15 protein-coding genes and 1 pseudogene are annotated in these 21867 nt (G+C 48.1%); 11 read left to right on the top strand and 5 right to left on the bottom strand.

What is annotated here, in order from left to right; all coding sequences use genetic code 11:
• Nucleotides 1–29 precede the first annotated feature (29 nt).
• The 7 genes from BUB86_RS09860 to BUB86_RS09830 all read left to right on the top strand — a co-directional run bounded on the left by BUB86_RS09860 (nucleotide 30) and on the right by BUB86_RS09830 (nucleotide 14085).
• Entirely contained in the window at nucleotides 30–1187 is a 1158-nt protein-coding gene (locus tag BUB86_RS09860) for a sodium ion-translocating decarboxylase subunit beta (RefSeq protein ID WP_073208943.1), read from the top strand.
• The gene (locus tag BUB86_RS09855) at nucleotides 1184–1777 is read left to right on the top strand and encodes a response regulator transcription factor (RefSeq protein ID WP_073208942.1); all 594 of its coding nucleotides are present in this window, start codon (nucleotides 1184–1186) and stop codon (nucleotides 1775–1777) included. The genes BUB86_RS09860 and BUB86_RS09855 overlap by 4 nt, the downstream gene beginning before the upstream one ends.
• 122 nt (nucleotides 1778–1899) lie before the next feature.
• Nucleotides 1900–3339, top strand: coding sequence for a tagaturonate reductase (locus tag BUB86_RS09850; protein ID WP_073208941.1), 1440 nt, complete (start codon nucleotides 1900–1902; stop codon nucleotides 3337–3339).
• Between the two features lie 3 nt (nucleotides 3340–3342).
• A complete protein-coding gene (gene uvrA, locus BUB86_RS09845; protein WP_073208940.1) occupies nucleotides 3343–6162 on the top strand; it encodes an excinuclease ABC subunit UvrA in 2820 nt (939 codons plus the stop codon).
• A 62-nt stretch (nucleotides 6163–6224) separates the two neighbouring features.
• Nucleotides 6225–8201: a DUF5686 family protein gene (locus tag BUB86_RS09840; protein WP_175549474.1), complete on the top strand. Its 1977-nt coding sequence runs from the start codon at nucleotides 6225–6227 to the stop codon at nucleotides 8199–8201.
• A complete protein-coding gene (locus BUB86_RS09835) occupies nucleotides 8195–11455 on the top strand; it encodes a UvrD-helicase domain-containing protein (protein ID WP_073208936.1) in 3261 nt (1086 codons plus the stop codon). The genes BUB86_RS09840 and BUB86_RS09835 overlap by 7 nt, the downstream gene beginning before the upstream one ends.
• Nucleotides 11452–14085, top strand: a complete 2634-nt coding sequence (locus BUB86_RS09830; RefSeq protein ID WP_073208934.1) for a PD-(D/E)XK nuclease family protein — start codon at nucleotides 11452–11454, stop codon at nucleotides 14083–14085. The genes BUB86_RS09835 and BUB86_RS09830 overlap by 4 nt, the downstream gene beginning before the upstream one ends.
• On the opposite strand, the gene BUB86_RS09825 is transcribed toward BUB86_RS09830, so the two are convergent.
• A complete protein-coding gene (locus BUB86_RS09825; RefSeq protein WP_073208932.1) occupies nucleotides 14068–14850 on the bottom strand; it encodes an ion transporter in 783 nt (260 codons plus the stop codon). The two genes, BUB86_RS09830 and BUB86_RS09825, sit on opposite strands and share 18 nt — an antisense overlap.
• 6 nt (nucleotides 14851–14856) lie before the next feature.
• Complete coding sequence (locus BUB86_RS09820; protein WP_073208930.1) at nucleotides 14857–16032, bottom strand: MFS transporter; 1176 nt, start codon at nucleotides 16030–16032, stop codon at nucleotides 14857–14859.
• 112 nt (nucleotides 16033–16144) lie between these two features.
• Here BUB86_RS09820 and BUB86_RS09815 point away from each other — a divergent pair, with 112 nt between their 5' ends.
• From BUB86_RS09815 to BUB86_RS09805, 3 genes are read left to right on the top strand one after another with little or no spacing between them, the layout of a single operon-like run.
• Complete coding sequence (locus BUB86_RS09815; protein WP_073208928.1) at nucleotides 16145–16954, top strand: RsiV family protein; 810 nt, start codon at nucleotides 16145–16147, stop codon at nucleotides 16952–16954.
• Nucleotides 16951–17607, top strand: a complete 657-nt coding sequence (gene rsmG, locus BUB86_RS09810; RefSeq protein WP_073208925.1) for a 16S rRNA (guanine(527)-N(7))-methyltransferase RsmG — start codon at nucleotides 16951–16953, stop codon at nucleotides 17605–17607. The genes BUB86_RS09815 and rsmG overlap by 4 nt, the downstream gene beginning before the upstream one ends.
• Nucleotides 17607–18254: an MBL fold metallo-hydrolase gene (locus tag BUB86_RS09805; RefSeq protein WP_073208922.1), complete on the top strand. Its 648-nt coding sequence runs from the start codon at nucleotides 17607–17609 to the stop codon at nucleotides 18252–18254. The genes rsmG and BUB86_RS09805 overlap by 1 nt, the downstream gene beginning before the upstream one ends.
• A gap of 50 nt (nucleotides 18255–18304) precedes the next feature.
• On the opposite strand, the gene BUB86_RS09800 is transcribed toward BUB86_RS09805, so the two are convergent.
• The gene (locus BUB86_RS09800; RefSeq protein ID WP_073209093.1) at nucleotides 18305–20002 is read right to left on the bottom strand and encodes a SulP family inorganic anion transporter; all 1698 of its coding nucleotides are present in this window, start codon (nucleotides 20000–20002) and stop codon (nucleotides 18305–18307) included.
• Between the two features lie 162 nt (nucleotides 20003–20164).
• Between BUB86_RS09800 and BUB86_RS09795 the strand changes: the two genes are divergently transcribed.
• Nucleotides 20165–20758 carry a hypothetical protein gene (locus BUB86_RS09795; RefSeq protein ID WP_139261545.1) on the top strand — a complete coding sequence of 198 codons (594 nt, stop codon included), beginning with the start codon at nucleotides 20165–20167 and terminating at the stop codon, nucleotides 20756–20758.
• A gap of 15 nt (nucleotides 20759–20773) precedes the next feature.
• Here the strand turns inward: BUB86_RS09795 and BUB86_RS09790 are convergent, their stop codons facing one another.
• Both BUB86_RS09790 and BUB86_RS09785 read right to left on the bottom strand, forming a co-directional pair.
• Nucleotides 20774–21526 (bottom strand): exodeoxyribonuclease III, encoded by a 753-nt coding sequence (locus BUB86_RS09790; RefSeq protein WP_073209091.1) that lies wholly within the window; start codon nucleotides 21524–21526, stop codon nucleotides 20774–20776.
• An 87-nt stretch (nucleotides 21527–21613) separates the two neighbouring features.
• Nucleotides 21614–21867 (bottom strand): annotated as a pseudogene (locus tag BUB86_RS09785) (hypothetical protein); the annotation flags it as partial.

Genomic DNA, 21867 nt, shown 5'->3' with positions numbered 1-21867 from the left:
TGATAATTGAAAATTGATAATTGACAATTATGGATTTAGGACAGTTTATCATACAGAACTTTCAGGAGTTCCTTACCTATACGGCCTTTGCCAATGCTACGGTAGGAAATCTGATCATGATTGCGGTGGGAGCCTTCTTTATCTGGCTCGCCATCAAGAAAGACTTCGAACCATTGTTGCTCGTCCCCATCGGACTGGGCATCATTCTAGGTAATATCCCCTTCCGTGCTGATGCAGGATTAGAGATTGGTCTTTACGAAGACAACTCGGTGCTTAACATCTTCTATCAAGGTGTGCGCCAGGGTTGGTATCCACCGCTCATCTTCCTGGGCATTGGTGCTATGACAGACTTTACTGCTCTGCTGGCTAACCCCAAGCTGATGCTGATTGGAGCTTCGGCTCAGTTTGGTATCTTTGGAGCTTATATGGTGGCTCTGGCTATGGGCTTTGAGCCCTCGCAGGCTGCTGGTATCGCCATCATCGGTGGTGCCGATGGTCCTACAGCTATCTTCCTGAGCTCAAAGCTATCTCCAAACCTGATGGGAGCTATCGCCGTATGTGCCTACTCGTATATGGCGCTGGTACCTGTTATCCAGCCATTCATCATGCGACTGCTCACCACCAAGAAGGAACGTGTTATCAAGATGAAGCCAGGTCGCGAGGTATCGCAGACTGAGCGCATTCTGTTCCCCATCATCGGCTTGCTGCTTACTACCTTCATCGTACCATCTGGTCTGCCCCTACTGGGTATGCTGTTCTTTGGTAACCTGCTGAAGGAGAGCGGTAAGACCACCCGCTTGGCCAAGACCGCTGGTGCCGCCCTGAATGACATCGTTGTGATGCTGCTTGGTCTCACCGTAGGTTGTTCTACCCAGGCCAGCGAGTTCCTGACATTCAACACCATCAAGATTTTCGCCCTTGGCGCTATGGCATTTATGATTGCCACTGCATCGGGTGTTTGCTTTGTTAAGCTGATGAACCTCTTCCTGCCTGAAGGTAAGAAACTGAACCCACTCATCGGTAATGCCGGAGTGAGCGCTGTACCTATGGCAGCACGTATATCAAATAATTTAGGTCTGGAATACGACCGCCATAACTTCCTGCTGATGCACGCTATGGGTCCTAACGTGGCTGGTGTCATCGGATCGGCTGTAGCTGCAGGAGCATTATTAGGATTCCTATCATGAACATGAGACCCAAGATAGCCATTATCGACCCCAATACCCTCTCGGCATTGGGGTTGAAGGCTATCCTTCAGAACGTCATGCCTATTTTGACGGTCGACACTTTCGGATCGTTATCGGAGCTACAAGCCAACGATCCGAATAGTTATTATCACTATTTCACTGCAATGGCTGTTGTACTGGAAGACATGCCATTCTTCACAGAGCACAAACGTAAGACAATAGTCCTAACGCTTTCGCTCGACACGATGTCGCAGCTTGCAGATTTTAAGAGTCTCTGTGTAAACGTTCCAGAAAAAGAGTTAGTCCGATCACTACTCATACTTGTACAGCATGCTCATGGTAAAGGAGAAAATCTGCCCCCCATGCCAGAGATTCTGAACAGGAAAATTCTCTCCGATAGAGAAATCGAGGTGATGTCGCTCATTGTTCAAGGATATATTAATAAGGAAATAGCCGATAAACTCAATATCGGTCTGGCTACAGTGATTACCCATCGCAAGAACATCATGGACAAATTGGGCATGAAAAGTGTATCGGCCCTGACCATCTATGCCGTGATGCATGGGTACGTGGATATCAACAAAATATAGCGTAAAGGTTTCCGTGGTTTTTTACGTTTTTAGTTTCTATAAATTTGGATGTTTCGCAAAAATGGTCTATCTTTGCAATCGCAATTTAGAAATCAATAGTAACAATTAAAACAATATTAAAAATGAAACCTCTAAACAAACAATTTGCTCCTAAGAGCGTTATGCCTGAGAAGGTGATTCAGTTTGGCGAGGGAAACTTCCTCCGCGCATTTGTTGATTGGATTATCTGGAACATGGACCAGAAGACAGACTTCAATGGTTCGGTAGTTGTTGTACAGCCTATCGAGAAAGGTATGGCAGACTGGTTGAATGCTCAGGATTGTCTGTACCATGTAAACCTGCAGGGCCGTGAAAACGGTAAGCCCGTTAACACCCTCGAGCGTATTGATGTTATCAGCCGTGCGCTGAATCCTTATACACAGAATGCAGCCTTTATGGCACTGGCTGATCAGCCAGAGATTCGTTTCGTTATCTCTAACACTACTGAGGCTGGTATCGCATTCGATCCTACATGCAAACTGGAGGATGCACCTGCAAGCAGCTACCCAGGCAAGTTGGTTCAGCTGTTGTATCGTCGCTATCAGACTTTTAATGGCGACAAGACCAAGGGACTCATCATCTTCCCATGTGAGTTGATTTTCCTGAACGGTCACGTTTTGAAAGATTGTATTTACAAATATATCGAGCTGTGGAACCTTGGCGACGACTTCAAGAAGTGGTTCGAAGAGGCTTGTGGCGTATATGCTACCCTCGTAGACCGTATCGTTCCAGGATTCCCACGCAAGGAGATTGCTGAGATCCAGGAGAAGATTTCTTATCGCGACAATCTGGTAGTACAGGCTGAGAACTTCCACCTGTGGGTTATCGAGGCACCAAAAGAGGTGGCTCAGGAGTTCCCTGCCGACAAGGCTGGTCTGCACGTACTCTTCGTACCATCAGAGGAACCATACCACAAGCGTAAGGTTACCCTGCTGAATGGCCCTCACACCGTACTGAGTCCAGTAGCATTCCTGAGTGGTGTTAACATCGTTCGCGATGCCTGCAACCACGAGGTTATCGGCAAGTATATCCACAAGGTTCAGTTTGAGGAGCTGATGCAGACACTCGACCTGCCAATGGACGAGCTGGAGAAGTTTGCTGGCGACGTGCTGGAGCGTTTCGACAACCCATACGTTGACCACCAGGTAACCAGCATCATGCTGAACTCATTCCCCAAGTTCCAGGCTCGCGACCTTCCTGGAGTAAAGACCTACCTGGAGCGCAAGGGCGAGTTGCCTAAGGGCTTGGTATTCGGTCTGGCTGCTATCATCACCTATTATAAGGGTGGTAAGCGCGAGGATGGCGTAGAGATTGTACCTAACGACGACCAGAAGATAATGGATCTGCTGAAGGAGCTCTGGGCTACTGGCGATACACAGAAGGTGGCCGATGGCGTACTGGGAGCCGAGTTCATCTGGCAGGAGGACCTGAATAAGATTCCTGGTCTGAACGCTATGGTGAAGCAGGATCTCGACCTCATCAAGAGCGTAGGCATGCTCGAGGCCGTCAAGAGTATTTTATAATGAATGAATGATTCAATAGAGATAAAAGGGGCAAGAGTCAATAATCTAAAGAACATTGATGTCAAGATTCCCCGTAACCAATTCGTAGTAATTGCCGGAGTCAGTGGCTCCGGCAAATCTTCTTTGGCCTTCGACACTCTGTATGCCGAAGGCCAACGCCGTTATGTAGAGAGTTTGTCGAGTTACGCCCGCCAGTTCCTTGGTAGGATGAACAAACCCGAGTGCGATTTCATTCGCGGCATACCGCCTGCCATTGCCATCGAGCAGAAGGTGATATCACGCAATCCACGAAGCACCGTTGGCACCAGCACGGAGATTTACGAGTATCACCGATTGCTTTTTGCCCGCATAGGTCATACCTATTCGCCTATCAGCGGATGCGAAGTAAAGAAGCACTCCACAGAGGATGTGGTGCAGAAGATGCTCGAGTTCTCGAAAGGAACCCGTTTTGTGGTGATGGCCCCAATCCATCTGCACGAGGGCCGCACCATGGAGCAACAGCTCAAAACCTACCAGCTCGAAGGCTACGCCCGCATCTACGTAAATAACGATTTCCAGAGAATTGATGATTATCTGGCTAGCCTATCTAGCGATACTAGCAATGCTAGTAATACTAGTTCTCCTAGCATCTATCTAGTCATCGACCGCCTCTCAGTCGATGACACCAAGGATGTCATTGCTCGCCTTGTAGACTCAGCCGAGACAGCTTTCTACGAGGGGCATGGCGAATTGCGCCTGCTCTTCCCCCCCACCATCTTCTACGACTTCTCGATGAAGTTCGAGGCCGATGGTATGACATTCGAGGAGCCAACAGACCAAATGTTCTCATTCAACTCGCCAGCAGGAGCCTGTCCAGAGTGCCAGGGTTTCGGACGCATTATCGGCATCGACGAGAAGTTGGTAATTCCTAACACTACACTATCCGTTTACGATGGATGTGTGGTTTGCTGGCACGGCGAAAGAATGAAGGAGTGGAAGGATTGGTTCTGCCGTAATGCAGCCAAAGACGACTTCCCCATCTTCGAACCCTACATGAGTCTGAGTCAGAAACATAAGGATTGGTTGTGGCACGGACTCCCCTCAGACAAGGGAAAGAAGGAAAGACCTTGTATCGATGCCTTCTTCGATATGGTGCGTGAGAACCAGTACAAGATTCAATATCGTGTGATGCTGGCTCGCTACAGGGGTAAGACTAATTGTCCCAAGTGTCATGGCACTCGCTTGAAACCAGAAGCCGACTATGTAAAGATAGGTGGCAGAAGCATCACAGACCTTGTTCAGATGCCTATTATTAAGGTTAAAGAATGGTTCGAAAAACTAGAGCTTGACGCGCACGATGCAGAAATAGGCAAGAGACTGCTTACCGAAATCAAAAGCCGCCTCCAGTTCCTGCTTGATGTAGGTCTTGGCTATCTGACTCTAAACCGTCTTTCTAACACACTTTCAGGAGGTGAGAGTCAGCGTATTAATCTCTGTACCTCATTAGGTAGCTCATTGGTTGGTTCGTTGTATATCCTCGATGAGCCCAGCATTGGTCTGCATTCAAGAGATACAGACAGACTGATTCATGTGTTGAAGGAACTCCAATCATTAGGAAACACAGTGGTGGTGGTTGAGCACGACGAAGAAATCATGCGTGCAGCCGACCATCTGATAGATATTGGTCCTGATGCAGGACGACTTGGTGGTGAGGTGGTATTCGATGGCGATGCCAAGGAGGTGAACAAGGCTTCGCTGAAGAAGTGGCCCAAGAGCTATACCGTAAAATATCTGCTCCATCAAGAAGAGATTCCTGTACCAACGTCACGCAGACCTTGGAACAGATTCATCGATATCAAAGGTGCACGTATGAACAACCTGAAAGGTATCGATGTAAAGATACCTCTGAATGTGATGACTGTAGTCACAGGTGTTTCAGGCTCAGGAAAATCAAGTTTGATTAAGGGCATCCTCTACCCCGCCATGCGTCGCCGCATTGGTGAGGCTTGCGATGCTCCAGGCGAATACCTAGGACTCGAAGGCGATATGGATGCCATCAAGCATATAGAGTTTGTCGACCAGAATCCTATCGGTAAGAGCACTCGCTCTAACCCTGCCACCTACGTGAAGGCTTACGATGCCATTCGCGAACTCTATGCCGAACAGCCACTCTCTAAACAGATGGGATTCACTCCACAATACTTCTCATTTAATGCCGATGGCGGACGATGCGAGGAGTGTAAAGGTGCTGGTGTCATTACTGTTGAGATGCAGTTTATGGCCGACTTGGTTTTGGAGTGTGAAGCTTGTCATGGTCACAGATTCAAGAAAGAGATTCTGGATGTAAACTATCACGGCAAGAATGTTGACGACATCCTGAATATGACCATCACGGAGGCAGTTGAATTCTTCAAAGAGCATGGCGAAACAACCATCGTAAAACGTCTGAAGACACTTGAGGACGTTGGCTTGGGATACATCAAACTAGGCCAGAACTCCTCATCGCTTTCTGGTGGTGAGAACCAGCGTGTAAAATTGGCATACTTCATCGGTCAGGAGAAACAAGAGCCCACACTCTTCATCTTCGACGAGCCTACCACAGGTCTGCACTTCCACGATATACAGAGGTTGCTTAAAGCCTTTGATGCGCTGATATCACGAGGACACACCATCCTTATTATCGAGCATAATATGGAGGTGATAAAATGTGCCGACCACGTGATAGACCTAGGTCCAGACGGAGGCGACAAGGGCGGCCAACTAGTCATAGCGGGAACACCTGAAGAGGTAGCGGCATGCAAACAGAGTCTAACAGGTAAATACCTGAAAGAGAAACTGGAATAAAAGAGAACTTGAGATACGACCAACTATTCATTAAATCACTACTGACCTTCATGCTTCTCGGCATGACAATCAGTGTATCAGCAGCCAACAGAAGAGACTCGCTGATATTAGGTCGCATCTACGATTATCAACAAGCACACACCTCGTCTATCGACAGTCTCGAAGATCAGGTGTATGCCAAGTTCCGATATCATGTTGACAAGCGCAATGCCGTACTTTGGCTCATCCCATCGATGTACGTAATGGCTAAGGATCCAAGAGATTACATCCGTGAGTCGTATAGCAAGGTTCTTTTTAAGAATGCCCACAACTACAACATCTCGAGCCAAGTTCTTTCGGGCACTATAAGGGGCAATCGTAGAACTATGCCAACCCTGTTGGATTATATGACTCCCAACATCTATGACATAGCGCTTTACGATGGACACATACTCTCGCCTTTCAACAAGACAAATCGCAGATTCTATCGTTTTACACAAAAAGTACAGGCTGATGGGACAACAAGATTAGAATTCCGTCCAAAAATTTATAACACGCAATTACTTAACGGTTATGCAATTGTAGATACTCAATCAGGGCGAATCATTCGAGCACTGCTGAATGGTGAGTTTGACATGCTAAGATTTCGCACAGAAATAACCCAGGGCGAGGAAGGTGGATGGTCGCTGATGCCATCCAGATGTACTACTGCGGCAACTTTCAAGTTTATGGGTAATAGAATATCTGCACTCTTCGATGCTAATTACAACTGCAAATATGCCCTACCCGACAGCATTAATGAAACTTCTAGTCGCGAACTGATGGATCAGATACGCCCTTTACCGCTATCAGAAACCGACAAACAGATTTATGAGACATACGATCTGCAACACCAGAAAGATACTACTGCACAAGATACAACTCCAAAGAAACAACGCCTGTGGAAAAAGATTTTCTGGGACACTATAGGCGATAATCTGGTAACACCCCTAAGTGCAGAATCGGAAGACGCTTATATCACATTATCCCCCATCATCAATCCGCTATACATTAGCTATAGCCAGAGCCGTGGTATCAGATATAAGATGAATTTCCGTTCACGCTACACATTCTCGCCCAATAGATACTTAACACTTAATCCTACATTCGGATATGGGTTCAAAGAACGACAATTCTATTTCTCTGCCCCATTACGTATGACGTATAACCCCAAACGTAATGGATATGTAGAATTGCTATTTGAAAATGGTAATCGTATCAGCAATTCCAGTGTTATGGATGTTATCAATGCCGAAAACCAAGACACCATTAACTTTGAGAACACCAACATGGATTTATTCAAAGACGAACATCTTAGTCTGAAAAACAATATCATGTTGTTCGATTGGTTCGACATTGAAACAGGTTTTATATACCATCACCGTTCAGCAGTCAACAAAGATTTGATGAGTCAGTATGGTATGCCTACAGAATACAATAGTTTTTCCCCAGTTATTGGTTTAAAATTATCGCCTTGGTTTAATCGCGGACCACTCTTTTCTATCAACTACGAACGTGGCATCAAGGGCATCATCAACTCGAACCTAGAGTATGAACGTTGGGAGTTCGATGCACAGTGGAAAAAGAAGATTCCAGGTTTGAGGCTTCTGAATCTAAGAGCTGGATGCGGATTCTATACGAACAAAAAAGATAATCTGTTTGTAGATTATGCCAATTTCCGCGATGAGAATCTTCCTGAAGGATGGGATGACGACTGGAGCGGCAATTTCCAATTGCTGGGTAGCCGCACTTACAACGAATCGGATTATTACTTGCGAGGCAATATTTCCTACGAGTCACCAATGCTGGTGGCTACATGGATACCATATTTGGGGAAATACATTGAAAAAGAGCGTTTCTACCTAAGTAATGTGTTGCTCGAACGCTCTCGACCTTACTTTGAACTTGGCTATGGTTTCACCAACAGATATATCTCAGTTGGCGCCTTTGCAAGTTTTCAGAGCACCCATTTCGACAGATTTGGTATAGAAGTTGAATTTGAACTTTTCAGAAGATGGTAAACGAATCTATAAAACCCCTCACCGTATATAAGGCCAGTGCTGGAAGCGGAAAGACTTTCACACTTGCCACGGAGTATATCAGATTGCTTGTTGAGAATCCTCAGAGCTATCGCAACATCCTTGCCGTTACCTTTACCAACAAGGCAACAGAGGAGATGAAGATGCGAATTCTCAGTCAGTTGTATGGCATCTGGAAACAATTGCCTGATTCAGATAATTATCTGGCAAAAATTCAAGAGAAAACAGGTCTCGAGCCCAGTGTAATAAGTGAGCGTGCAGGTATAGCACTCAACAATCTCACGCATAATTATAATTACTTCCGCGTAGAAACCATCGACACGTTCTTCCAAAGTGTTCTTCGGAATATGGCGCGCGAGCTTGACCTTACCTCCAACCTCCGTATCGGACTTAATGACTATCAGGTTGAGGAGTTGGCGGTTGATCAGCTTATTGAAGATCTGACTACTACCGATGTGATGCTCCAATGGATTCTGAAGTACATCATGGAGAATATCTCCGACGATAAATCGTGGAATGTCATTGCACAGATCAAGAAGTTCGGTCAGAACATTTTCAAGGACTATTATAAGGAGGTAAGTATCACGCTTGAGCAGAAAATGGGCGAGGCGGGATTCTTTGAGAACTATACCACATGTCTACGCGACTTACGCCAAGCTGCCGAGGAACGCATGAAGACTATTGGCGAGAGTTTCTTTGAGACAATAGAGGCCGAAGGTTTCACCATAGACGATTTTGCACAGAAAAGGCGAGGCATAGCTAGCTTCTTCCTAAAACTTACCAATGGTGTTTTCGACCCATCGATCGAGAATCAGACGGTTGCAAAATGTCTTGAGGACTCGAAAAACTGGTTTGCCAAGAGTCACCTCCAACGCGCAGACATACAAGAATTGGTAGAAAGCGTACTCTTAGAGATGCTACGCTATGCTGTTGATGAGCGTAAGAAGCAATGGAAGATTTACCAATCGGCCCATCTCACTCTCCGCCACCTCAATCAACTCCGACTGCTTAGCAGCATTGAGAAAAAGGTGCGCGAGCTTAACGAGACCGAGAACCGTTTTCTGTTAAGCGACACCCAACAGTTGCTCCACTCGCTTATCGATGGTAGCGACTCACCATTCATCTTCGAGAAAATCGGTACCCAACTGAAACACGTCATGATCGACGAGTTTCAAGATACCTCTACCATCCAGTGGCAGAACTTCAAGGTACTACTCTCCGAGACTATGAGTCACGAGGATGGTAGCAATCTTATTGTGGGCGATGTCAAACAGAGCATCTATCGCTGGCGTTCGGGCGATTGGCGATTGCTTAACGGCATAGAGAATCAATTTAACTCCATGCTCATGGATATTAAATCGCTCTCTATCAACTACCGCTCCACCCGCAATGTCATCAACTTCAACAACACTTTCTTCCGTCACGCCGCCAAACTGGAATACCAAGCCCTTGAGGAGCTTGAATGCGACGAACGCGAGCAGCTCGAGAAAGCCTATGCCGACGTAGAGCAGCAGGTTCCCGACAGCAAGGGAAACGAAGGTCAGGTAACTATAGAGCTACTTCCTAACGACGATTATCAGGAAGCCGTTTTAGCGCATGTTGTAGAAGGAGTAAGAGGGTTAATCGATACAGGAGTAAGCCAGAAAGATATCGCCATACTTGTGCGATACAATTTCCATATTCCACTTATCGCTCAATACTTCCTCGAACACCTGCCTGAGGTTAGCATTGTGAGCGACGAGGCCTTCCGCCTTGATGCTTCAAGTGCTGTTTGCCTCATGATTCAAGCGCTTCAGTTGCTGCTCCACCCCGACGACCAACTAACCAAAGCTGCTATCGTAAAAACATGGCTGTGTACAGTTCAAGGTAAGGACTTGGCTGATAACGATTACATGATTGCCGGCACCAACCTCGACGAGTATCTCCCCGAGGCATATATCGCCCACCTCGATGAGTTGTTAACCCTACCTCTTTACGAGCTGGCTGAGAAGATTTACTCTATCTTTGAGCTGCACCGCCTTGAGGGGCAAGGTGCTTATCTATGTGCATTCTACGACCAATTGGCCAACTATGTCAACGAGAACACCACTGATATCCAGTCGTTCCTTGCCGAATGGGAAGAGACACTTTGCAAGAAGACCATCCAGAGCGATGAGACTAATGGCATTCGCATCATCTCCATCCACAAGTCAAAGGGTCTTGAGTTCGACCACGTATTCGTACCCTACTGCGATTGGATTTTAGAGAAGACAAGCGATAATATCATCTGGTGCCAACCCAACGAGGCGCCATTCAACGATCTGCCGATAGCACCTGTAGACTTTGGTCCTAAGATGATGGGTAGCATTTACGAGAAGGATTATCTGCACGAGCACCTACAAAACACGGTTGATAATCTCAACCTGCTTTATGTAGCCTTTACCCGTGCGGCTAAGAGCCTATATGTTATAGGTAAACGTGGCGCCAAGGCCACCCGCTCGGCCCTAATAGAACAGTGCCTACCATTAGTAGCCAAATCTATGCCAGAGGCCCAATTAGAAGGAATGGAAGATGACCAAGCAGCTATTTGCTTTGAGTTTGGGGCTAGCGATACTAGCTGTTCTAGCCAATCTAGCATAACTAGCCAGGCTAGCCATGCTAGTGATGCTAGTGATACTAGTAAAAACAGTCTTAACCCCTTCTTGCAGAAATCAGAGGCCATCACGGTATCTATCCGCACATACGATAGCAAGGTAAACTTCCGTCAGAGTAACCGCAGCCGCGATTTTATCGAAGGCGAGGATATCGACCAGCAGCGCCGATATATCCAGATAGGTAGCGTGCTGCACGAGATATTCTCTACCATCCAAACAGAAAAAGATATCCCGGAAGCCTTACAACGATTGCAGTTCGAAGGTATTCTCTACGATGAGGAAATGACCGCCGACCGCATCACCACTATGCTCCGCAAACGCCTCTCCGACCCGCGTGTAGCCTCGTGGTTCTCGCCCAAATGGACACTTTTTAATGAGTGTACCATCCTATCCGTCGAGGATGGCGAAGTGAAGGAGCAACGCCCCGACCGCGTCATGACAGATGGTAACGAATGGATAGTGGTCGACTTTAAGTTTGGTCATCCCGATCCAGAGTACCACACTCAGGTGCGCCGCTATATGGATTTGCTCTCGTCAATGGGGCACCAGAATATCAAGGGCTACCTTTGGTATGTTTACAGTAACAAAATTGAAGAAGTATGAAGAGTTTTCTAGAACATGTAGCAGAAGACCTGCTTTCAAGATATGGCACCAACCTCTCACGTGTAGCGGTGGTGTTCCCCAACAAGCGTGCATCATTGTTTCTCAATGAGCACTTAGCCCGATTGGCTGGCAAACCTATTTGGAGTCCTGCCTATATCACCATCAGCGATTTGTTTCGTAGTCACTCATCATTACAAGTGGCCGACCCCATCCTGCTGGTATGCGAACTCCATCAGGTATTTACAGCTTGCACGGGTATTGACGAGACGCTCGACCATTTTTACGGATGGGGCCAACTTCTGCTCTCCGATTTCGATGATTTAGATAAGAATATGGCTCCTGCCGATAAGGTGCTTGCCAATCTGCGCGACATCCATGAGCTCGACGACACCTCGTATCTCACACCCGAACAACGTGAGATGATCAAGCGTTTCTTCAGCAATTTCAGCGATGAGCACAACACCGAACTCAAGGAGCGATTCCTGCGATTGTGGAGTCATATTGGCGAAATCTATCACCAGTTCAACGCCCAATTGGCCGAGAAGCAGCTCGCCTACGAAGGCGCTCTCTATCGCCAGGTGGCAACAGATGAGAGCATAGAGTTCGAATACGATACCTATGTGTTTATTGGTTTCAACCTCTTGCAACAGGTAGAGCAAACACTCTTCCGCCGACTTGAGCAACAAGGCAAGGCCATTTTCTATCAAGATACCGACGAGGTTCCGCCTCAGCACATCAACTACATCTCGGCCCCTACTGAAAACATCCAGGCACGCTACATCAGCGAGTGGCTTAACGCCGACCGTATCAAAGATGGTCGCCGTACTGCCATCGTACTTTGTAACGAGGGATTGCTGCAAACAGTGATTCATTGTCTGCCTGAAAACGTAGAGAAGATTAATATCACCACCGGCTACCCGCTTAGCCAAACGTCGATAGCCTCGCTCATCAACACCTTGATTAATATGCAGGTTCACGGCTATTCGCTCCGCAAGCAGAAGTTTACACGCCGATGGGTTGAGAGCATCAAGCGCCATCCGTACGCCAGCATCATGTCTCAGGATTTTGCCGATACCCGATACACTGAGATACAGCCCCTGCTACATTGGCTCATCAGCATCACCCAGACCATCGCTGTATCTAAGAGCCCCATTATCGACTCACCACTCGATACCGAGAGTCTGTTCCGCATGTACACCTTACTTAATAGATTAAGCGGATTGGTTGATAGCGGCATCCTGATGGTAGACGTCATCACGCTTCAACGCCTTATCAGTCAGCTGATAACAACCACCTCTATCCCCTTCCACGGCGAACCTGCTGAGGGTATACAGGTGATGGGCGTACTCGAAACACGTAACCTCGACTTCGACCACGTGTTGCTCCTTTCGTGCAACGAGGGCAATATGCCACGTGGTGTTAACGACACTTCGTTTATCCCCTATGCACTTCGTAAGGCCTACGGGCTGACTACCGTCGACTATAAAGTGGCCATCTATCAGCATTATTTCCATCGTTTGTTGCAACGTGCATCTGATGTGACGATACTCTACAACAACGCTACCAGCGATGGTAAGACGGCCGAGATGTCGCGCTTCATGCTGCAACTGATGGTAGAGAATAAGATTCCCATCACGTTCCAAACGCTCAAAGCCGGACAAATGCCACAGATTCATGCCCCCAAGCCTATCGAGAAAACGCCAGAAGTCATCGCCCAGATGCAGAAGCGCTTTTCTAAGGAAGAGGGCGGCATTAGCCCTACGGCCATCAACAACTATCTGCGCTGCCAACTCCGATTCTTCTACCGCTATATTTGTGGCATCAACGAGCCCGATAATACCGATGAAGATATGATTGACAACCGTTTGTTTGGAAACATCTTCCACAAGGCTGCACAACTCATCTACGAGCGATTCGGCAAGAATACCATCAGCTCTATGATGATTGACGACCTGCTGAAAGAAGAAGTATCGATAGAGCGTGCCGTCGACGAAGCCATCAAGCAGGAGTTCTTTAAGATTGACGACCCTTCGCGCCCGTTACCACCGCTCGATGGATTACAACTCATCAATCGCGAAGTTATCATTAAGTACATCCGCCAACTGCTCGAGGTTGATCGTCGCCATACGCCATTCAGGATTCTTGGACTCGAAAAGTGGGTTGACATACAGATTGGCAACCTGAAGGTAGGCGGCATCATCGACCGCCTGGATAGCATCCATAATCCCAAAACGGGCGAAGACCAGATTCGTGTTCTCGATTATAAAACAGGTTCGCGAAATATCAAGCCTCTGCCAGATATAGCAACGATATTCTCGCCAGAGGCCATCAAAGACCATAGCGATTATTTCCTACAGACTTTTCTCTATGCCCACATCGTGCGTACCCGAACCACCAACCAAGTGGCACCATGCTTGTTGTTCATCCAGCATGCAGGTGGACAGGACTACGACCCAACGCTAGCCATAGGCAAAGAGCCCGTAACCGATATAGCTACGTACTCCGGTGAGTTCATCAACATGTTCCAGGATCTGCTGGCCGAGATGTTCAATCCTCAGTTGTCGTTCACGCCTACCGATGATCGCCGACGCTGCGAGACGTGCCCCTTTGCATCACTCTGCCGAGGCTAAGGGAGCTTTCTCTTCGCGCTCCTTTAGCTCCTTGCGTTGCTTCAACTCGTCCATATAGCCTGCCGTAATAATACCCGACGGCAAGGCGATGATGGCGATACCTACGATAGACGAAAGGATACTGATTACACGCCCGGTATTAGAGATGGGATACAAATCGCCATATCCCACAGTGGTAAGCGTACATGCAGCCCAATAGAATGCATCAAAGAAGTCGCGGAACAGCAATTGTCCCGTAACCGGATTAATATCCTCCTCGGCATTAAACATGATGAGGGCGGTAATAAAAATATAGAATAGCGACAGCGATGCCACCGTCCAGAGTATCTTTCCCTGACGGCGTATCACGGCCACAATAATCATCAACGGCTCAAAATATCTTATCACCTTGAATATACGCAACAATTTCAACAGACGCGACACACGAACCACCTTGAACGTTGGCGAAATCATGTTGAATACAGGCAGAATTGACAGCAAGTCGATAATAGCCATGGGTGTGAACGGATAAACCGCATACGCACGCCAGTCCTTGTATTTCGATTCGAAATCGGCGGTACACCATCTGAATATGTAGTCTATGATAAAGAGCAGACTCGATATCAGGTCCATCCACCAGAACCATTTGTTGTAGTGACGGAACATCAGCGGTAACACGCCAAAAATAATGGCAAACAGCATTATGCCGCCATATATGCGAGAACCTATGCTAACCTTTGGTGTTTTCACCATATCATGAATAAACTTGCGCCAATTTGTTTCCATAGTTTTTTATCTGTTTTTGTTATTAGTAAACCATACGTGCGTAAAGTGATACATAGCCAATGCCACTATCGTAAGTATCAATGCGGCAACGAGTGCCGAAGTAGTGTCGCCTTGGAACACAGCCAATCCTATGCCTACACCCCAAGCTATACCGCTCTCCCATCCCAGCAGGAATGTGCTTTGCGATGTACCTCGCTGACAATGGCGGCTCAGCTTGATAAAGAACAGCAGGAATCGCGATCCAATCAGTCCGGTACCCATACCGATAAACAGCGGTGCAGCTATCATCACTATTGGCAGGTTGCGGGTTAACATCATCAGTAGTGCGGCACCCATCAGTATCAGTCCTGTCACCACCTCACTTTTCAGTTCGGCATCCTTAAACACAAACCTCTGTGCCAATATGGCTGCGGCAAATCCCATCATCATCATCGAGTAGAAGTGCTCGTCGAGCACCACTGAAAGGATGATACCTACTGCCAGCGTAATGAGCTGCAGATTAACAAACAACGGGAAACCGTGAGGCAGGAAGAAGCGATCCAGACTCACTGTCGGGATATCGTCCTGAGGCGCACGGAAGGGGAAGTTCACTGTCAGCACCAACACAGCTACAGCTATGGCACACACAATGGTAGATAGCAGCACATAGTGGAATCCGGCTATACGTCCTATCAGCAGTCCAGCCATAGGGCCCATCGACAGGGCAAACCTCGAGAACCACGCTGCCGAGTGGTTGGCCTCGGTGCGCTGAAACGACTCGCTGGTGTCTATAATCAGCGTACTTGTAAGCACCATCTGCGCCAATCCGAAAACAGCTCCCTGCAACAATCGGTGTATGATAATAATCATAGGATCATTCACACGCATGTTCAGGCCGTCGACATAATACAACGCGCCTAACAGTAGTGCTTCGGCCAGCACCGCATAGATACACACCAGATTGCGGCGGTAGTGCTGAACCAGATAAGATATGAATGCGCCTAATGCAAACAGGCCCACGCCAAAGGCACCCATGGCTATACCGGCATCAACCATACCCAACTGCTGTTTTTCTACCAGCCATTGGGGCATCGTTGGCACCAGCATATATACCGTCATGGTAAGCAGAAAGTTGGCTATTGCCATCAGCCAGAAGTCCTTATGCCATAATCTAATATGTACGGGCGTACTCTGAGAATTCATCCAATTTTAATAGTTTGACATTAATTCGGGTGCAAAATTAGTATTTTTTTGCGAGATATTTGCTATTTTCGGGATTTTAGTGTAATTTTGCGCAAAAATATGTGCAAATAGTATGTCAAATAGACTTAAATTTACTCTTCTCATGGTGCTGATGGCAATTCTCACGGGTTGTCGCAACGATAACGAAGGCAAGCTGATGTTCGATAAAATCAAGGCCGAAAAATCCGTCAAATTATCCAACGAAGCCCAGTCGCCTTCTTGCAGTGTGAGCCTTAATATGGCTTGTGCCACCAAAGAGAGCGGCGAGGTAGGACAGAAGATAAATGCCGAGGTGGTTTATCGCCTTTTCAATCAGGAGGGGGTTAGCATGCAGGGCGCCATGGATCAGTATGTAGAGCAGTACTGCCTCACCTATCGCTCACACATGTTGCCGCTTTATAATGAAGACCGAGCCGACTCTACTAAGCGCTCGTGGTACGAGTTTCACTATATCATCAACTCTACTACCGAGCAGACATCGCGCAACACGCTGGCTTATCTGGCAACCATCGACTATAGCGAGGGCTACGCCAACAGCGTACACGAGCTACAGCCCATCAACTTCTACTCTACTACGGGCAATTACATCAAGACTTCCGATATTTTTGTAAGTGGCTACGAGATTAAACTCACCCCGATTCTGCTAAAAGCGCTGATGGAGAAAGAAGAGGTTAACAACCTCAATGCGCTCAAGGCCAAGGGCTACCTACAGACGGTAGATATGTACGTGCCCCAGAACTATATTGTGGGCGAAAGTACCATCACGTTTATTTTCAATCCCTCTGAGATTGCTTCACTCGAATTAGGTACCATCGAGCTGGTTCTCACCTATGCTCAGATGGGAAACATTATCAAACCCAAATTTTTAAAATCATTACAATGAACGCAGAGATTGTCTACAAATATTTTCCGAATCTTACCGACATCCAGCTCCAGCAGTTTGCCGCGCTTGGCGAGCTGTATCGCGACTGGAATACTAAGATCAATGTTATTTCGCGCAAGGATATCGACCAGCTCTACCAGCACCACGTGCTCCACTCGCTGGCCATCGCCAAGATCATCAACTTCCGTCCAGGCACCCGCATCCTCGATTTCGGTACTGGTGGCGGTTTCCCTGGTGTGCCTCTCTCTATCCTCTTTCCCGAGTGCCAGTTCAAACTCATCGACGGCACTGGTAAGAAGATTCGTGTGGCTCAGGAGGTGTGCAATGCCATCGGACTCAAAAACTGTGCCCCTACCCACCTGCGAGGCGAGGACGAGAAGGATAAGTACGACTTCATTGTGAGCCGTGCCGTGATGCCCCTGCCCGACCTTGTAAAGCTGATGCGCAAGAACATCTCGAAGACCTCGCAACGCTCGGCTTCGCCGCTTGGCTCTGTCAAGAATGCCCTTCCCAATGGCGTTCTCTGCCTCAAGGGCGGCAATCTGCAGGCCGAACTGCAGCCCTATCACAAGATAGTAGAAACCACCGATATTTCGCGATTCTTCAAGGAGGAGTGGTTTAAAGAAAAGTACGTCATCTATCTCCCATTGTAATGCTTAACATCCAGACATTCTGTTTCAATCTCCTTCAGGAGAATACCTATGTGGTAAGCGATGATACCCTCGAGTGTGTCATCATCGACTGCGGCGCCTATTACGATGCCGAGCGCGAGGCACTTGTCAACTATATCAGCACCAACAATCTCAAGCCTGTACACCTGCTGTGTACCCATGGTCATTTCGACCATAACTTCGGCATGAACACCGTCTATGATACATGGGGATTGAAACCGGAGATAGCAGCAGAAGATGAGTGGCTCATTTCCGACCTCCCCGGTCAGTTCTACGCCATGGCAGGCATCAAGCTACGATGTCAGTATCCCAAACCCGATCATTTCTTCGCCCCCGACGAGGTCATCCGCTTTGGCACCCACCAGCTGCAGATACTTCGCACTCCAGGCCATACGCCTGGTGGCGTTACCTTTTATTGCGAGGAAGAGAAAGTGGCCTTTACTGGCGACACACTATTCCGCATGAGCATTGGCCGCACCGATTTTGAGCGCGGTAGCTATGAAGACATACTGAACAGTCTGAACAAAACATTAGCTCAACTCCCCGCTGATACCACCGTTTACTGCGGCCATGGTCCAAAAACCACCATCAGCGACGAAATGGCATATAACCCATATATGAGGAATTAAAGGGAAGGTCCTTTTAAATTCCAAGCGATCGCAGATCGCGATAACTTCCCTTAAACGAGCTGTCTGGCTCGTTCTAAGGCAATATTGATGTGCGAGCAGATATTCTCCTCGCCCAGCATCTGGTCGAATCCAGCCTTGTGCAGCACATCCTGCACCTTAGCATTTACACCCGACAGCACCACCTGTATACCCTCCTTCTGACTCATCAGGCAGAGGTTAGTCAGGTTGTGGATACCTGTTGAGTCAACAAATGGCACCTTACGCATGCGGATGATTCTTACCTTCGGACGCTTATGCCCCATGGTGGCCATCAGGTCTTCAAACTTGTTACCGGCACCAAAGAAGTAAGGACCGTTAATCTCGTACACCTCTACGCCCTCGGGTATTGTCAGGTGCTCCAGGTTACCCATCTGGAAGTCGCTCTGCTCCTCCTCGGGGTCAATCTCGTCGCTAATCACCTTCACGTCGGTAGTCTCGGCCATACGACGCATAAACAGCAAGCAAGCGCAAATCAATCCTACCTCGATGGCGATGGTGAGGTCGAAGATCACGGTGAGCAGGAAGGTCACGCACAGCACGATGATATCGCTCTTGGGGTTCTTCATGATCGAAGCAAACGAGCGCCATCCGCTCATGTTGTAGCTCACGATAACCAGCACACCAGCCAAGCAGGCCATTGGTATGTACTGGGCCAGCGGCATGAGGAACAGGAAGATGAGCAGCAATACAGCCGCATGCACGATACCAGCCACTGGGGTACGACCGCCGTTGTTGATATTAGTCATAGTACGTGCGATGGCACCTGTAGCGGGGATACCGCCGAATATGGGGCTAGCCAGGTTGGCCACACCCTGAGCTATCAGCTCGGTATTAGAGTCGTGGCGGTCGCCAATCACACCATCGGCCACCGTGGCCGAAAGCAAAGATTCTATAGCACCAAGAATGGCGATAGTGATAGCTGGCGAAACCAAACCCTTTATAACATTCCACGAAAGCGAAGGCATCTCGGCATCGGGCAACTGGTTCGATATTGAGAATCGGTCACCGATGGTCTCCACGCTGTCCACACCTGCATACTGCTTCAGCAGCAGCACTACCACGGTCATCACGATAATGGCAATCAGACTTCCGGGCAACTTCTTCAGCACATTATTATATTTAGCAATCATGGGCCACGTAGCAATCACGGCTACCGAGCCTATACCCACGGCGGCGCTCCACCAGTCGATGGTTCCAAAGTCGCTGATGTAGGCTATCCACTTCTCGATAAAGTCGCTTGGCACGCTCTCCATGGTGAGTCCGAACAGATCTTTGATCTGAGTGGTAAAGATGGTGAGGGCGATACCACTGGTAAAACCTACCACAATGGGGTAAGGAATATACTTGATGATAGTGCCCAGATGCAGCACGCCAAACAGTATCAGAAACACACCCGCCATCAGCGTGGCAATGGTCAGTCCCTCGAATCCGTACTGCTGGATAATGCCGTAGATGATGATGATAAATGCACCTGTAGGACCGCCTATCTGCACCTTCGAACCGCCCAGCAGCGATACGATGAGTCCTGCTACAATAGCTGTAATAATACCCTTCTCAGGGGTTACGCCCGATGCGATACCGAAAGCAATGGCCAGAGGCAGCGCCACGATACCCACGATGATACCGGCCAGCAGGTCGGTGGTAAATTGTTGTTTGTTGTAGTGCCGAAGTGTCGACAAAAGCTTCGGCTTGAATGCTAATGTTGTCATCATTATTCTATAAATACCTTGTTGTTACCTTGAAAAACGGGTGCAAAAGTATAAAAAAAATAAAAAAGTAGCAAACTTTGCGCTTACATATTCTAAATTAGTGTACTTTTGTTGCCACATATCAAGTCATTTTTTATTGTTTTACTTAAAAATCAAAGCATTATGAAAAAAGTTCTTTTCGCAGTAATGGCCTGCTTAGCCATTGGTTTCGCATCTTGTGGTAACAAGACTCAGGCTCCAGCCGAAGTTGCCGACAGCGTATCAGTCGACGATCAGAATGTCGACGAGGCAGTAGGTGCTATCACCGCCGCACTCTCTGAGCAGATCGAGGCCAAGGATGCCAGCAAGCTCCAGGAGGTTCTGGCCACCGTTCAGCAGAAGGTTCAGGAGTTCCTCACCACCAACCCCGAGCTTGCCAAGGAGTATGTAACCAAGGTGCAGGATTTCCTGAAAGAGAATTCCGACAAGATCAAGGCCTTTGCTGGCGATAACGCTGCCGTTTCGGCTGCTGTTTCAGCCATCACCGAGACTCCTGCCGAGACATTTGTCAGCACAGTAAGCGCTGCTGTAGGTGGTATTCAGGATGCCGGCCAGGCTGCTATCGATAGCACCAAGAAGGCTGCCAACAAGGTGGTCGACGATACCAAGAAGGCTGCCGAGGATGCCGCTAAGGCTGCTCAAGACGATGCCAAGAAGAAGGCCAACGATGCCATCGATGCTGGTGCCGACAAGCTGAAGAAAGGCCTCGGCCTCTAACATTTAAATTTTCTATTAAAAATTTAAAGTTATCTCTACTGGGCAGTGATCGCTGCCCAGTATTTCTGTATGTATACGGGCATCATCCATCTGCTCGCGCAGCCGGTTGCTAATCACAAAGTAGTCAATACGCCACCCTGCATTCTTCTGTCGGGCCTGGAATCGGTAGCTCCACCACGAGTACGTCACTTGCTCAGGATACTTATAGCGGAACGAGTCGGTAAACCCTGAAGCCAGCAGTGTACTGAACTTCTCGCGCTCCTGGTCGGTAAATCCGGCATTCATGCGGTTGGTCTTCGGGTTCTTCAGGTCAATCTCCTCGTGGGCCACGTTCAGGTCGCCACACAGTATCACGGGTTTCTTCTGGTCTAGCGCCTTCAGATAGGCACGGAAGTCGTCCTCCCACGTCATTCGGTAGTCCAGTCGCTTCAGCCCGTCCTGCGAGTTCGGCGTGTAGCAGCACACCAGATAGAACGCCTCCATCTCCAGTGTTATCACGCGCCCCTCGTGGTCGTGCTCGTCTATGCCAATGCCGTACGTCACGCTCAGCGGCTTGTGCTTGGTGTAGATGGCCGTGCCGCTGTAGCCCTTCTTCTCGGCGTAGTTCCAGTAGCTCTCGTAGCCCTCGAACTGCAGGTCCAGCTGCCCCGCCTGCATCTTTGTCTCCTGCAGACAGAAGAAGTCGGCATCCAACTCGCGAAACACCTCACTAAATCCCTTTCCCTCACAAGCCCTCAGGCCATTCACGTTCCAACTTATCAGTTTCATAACAGGTCTTATCATCATGTTTGTGGTTATCTAATTGCCTGCAAAGATAAGAATTTTATTCTTTGCAGGCAAGGATTAAACATTATTTCACGCATTTATAAAGCTTATTTTCCTTCTGTTATTAGAAGGACGCACCGCAAAGTGCAGCCAGATGGCACCGTAGCGATTCTTGGACGAGCCAAGCGGCGAAGCCGAGCGACGCTCTATCAGCAGTTCGTCAAACTCCTGCTTGCTTTCATCAGCATAATCCAGCAAGATCACTGCATATCTCAGCGCCTGTTCCATGCCACTCACTCTTATATCACACGCGCAGCCCGTCATGTGATTGCTATTCGCATTCC

It is taken from the genome of Xylanibacter ruminicola (assembly GCF_900142525.1).
In the GTDB taxonomy this organism is placed as follows: Bacteria; Bacteroidota; Bacteroidia; order Bacteroidales; family Bacteroidaceae; genus Prevotella; species Prevotella ruminicola_A.
The sequence above is the reverse complement of the archived record's forward strand: the minus strand, read 5'-3'. Positions and strand labels throughout refer to the sequence as shown.

What these genes read in the sequence shown, in the direction of transcription:
- BUB86_RS09820 (WP_073208930.1), bottom strand. Translation starts at nt 16,032, where the DNA reads ATGAATTCTCAGAGTACGCCCGTACATATTAGATTATGGCATAAGGAC.
- BUB86_RS09850 (WP_073208941.1), top strand. Translation starts at nt 1,900, where the DNA reads ATGAAACCTCTAAACAAACAATTTGCTCCTAAGAGCGTTATGCCTGAG.
- BUB86_RS09805 (WP_073208922.1), top strand. Translation starts at nt 17,607, where the DNA reads ATGCTTAACATCCAGACATTCTGTTTCAATCTCCTTCAGGAGAATACC.
- BUB86_RS09830 (WP_073208934.1), top strand. Translation starts at nt 11,452, where the DNA reads ATGAAGAGTTTTCTAGAACATGTAGCAGAAGACCTGCTTTCAAGATAT.
- BUB86_RS09800 (WP_073209093.1), bottom strand. Translation starts at nt 20,002, where the DNA reads ATGACAACATTAGCATTCAAGCCGAAGCTTTTGTCGACACTTCGGCAC.
- BUB86_RS09860 (WP_073208943.1), top strand. Translation starts at nt 30, where the DNA reads ATGGATTTAGGACAGTTTATCATACAGAACTTTCAGGAGTTCCTTACC.
- BUB86_RS09840 (WP_175549474.1), top strand. Translation starts at nt 6,225, where the DNA reads ATGACAATCAGTGTATCAGCAGCCAACAGAAGAGACTCGCTGATATTA.
- BUB86_RS09825 (WP_073208932.1), bottom strand. Translation starts at nt 14,850, where the DNA reads ATGGAAACAAATTGGCGCAAGTTTATTCATGATATGGTGAAAACACCA.
- BUB86_RS09855 (WP_073208942.1), top strand. Translation starts at nt 1,184, where the DNA reads ATGAACATGAGACCCAAGATAGCCATTATCGACCCCAATACCCTCTCG.
- uvrA (WP_073208940.1), top strand. Translation starts at nt 3,343, where the DNA reads ATGAATGATTCAATAGAGATAAAAGGGGCAAGAGTCAATAATCTAAAG.
- BUB86_RS09795 (WP_139261545.1), top strand. Translation starts at nt 20,165, where the DNA reads ATGAAAAAAGTTCTTTTCGCAGTAATGGCCTGCTTAGCCATTGGTTTC.
- BUB86_RS09815 (WP_073208928.1), top strand. Translation starts at nt 16,145, where the DNA reads ATGTCAAATAGACTTAAATTTACTCTTCTCATGGTGCTGATGGCAATT.
- BUB86_RS09790 (WP_073209091.1), bottom strand. Translation starts at nt 21,526, where the DNA reads ATGAAACTGATAAGTTGGAACGTGAATGGCCTGAGGGCTTGTGAGGGA.
- rsmG (WP_073208925.1), top strand. Translation starts at nt 16,951, where the DNA reads ATGAACGCAGAGATTGTCTACAAATATTTTCCGAATCTTACCGACATC.
- BUB86_RS09835 (WP_073208936.1), top strand. Translation starts at nt 8,195, where the DNA reads ATGGTAAACGAATCTATAAAACCCCTCACCGTATATAAGGCCAGTGCT.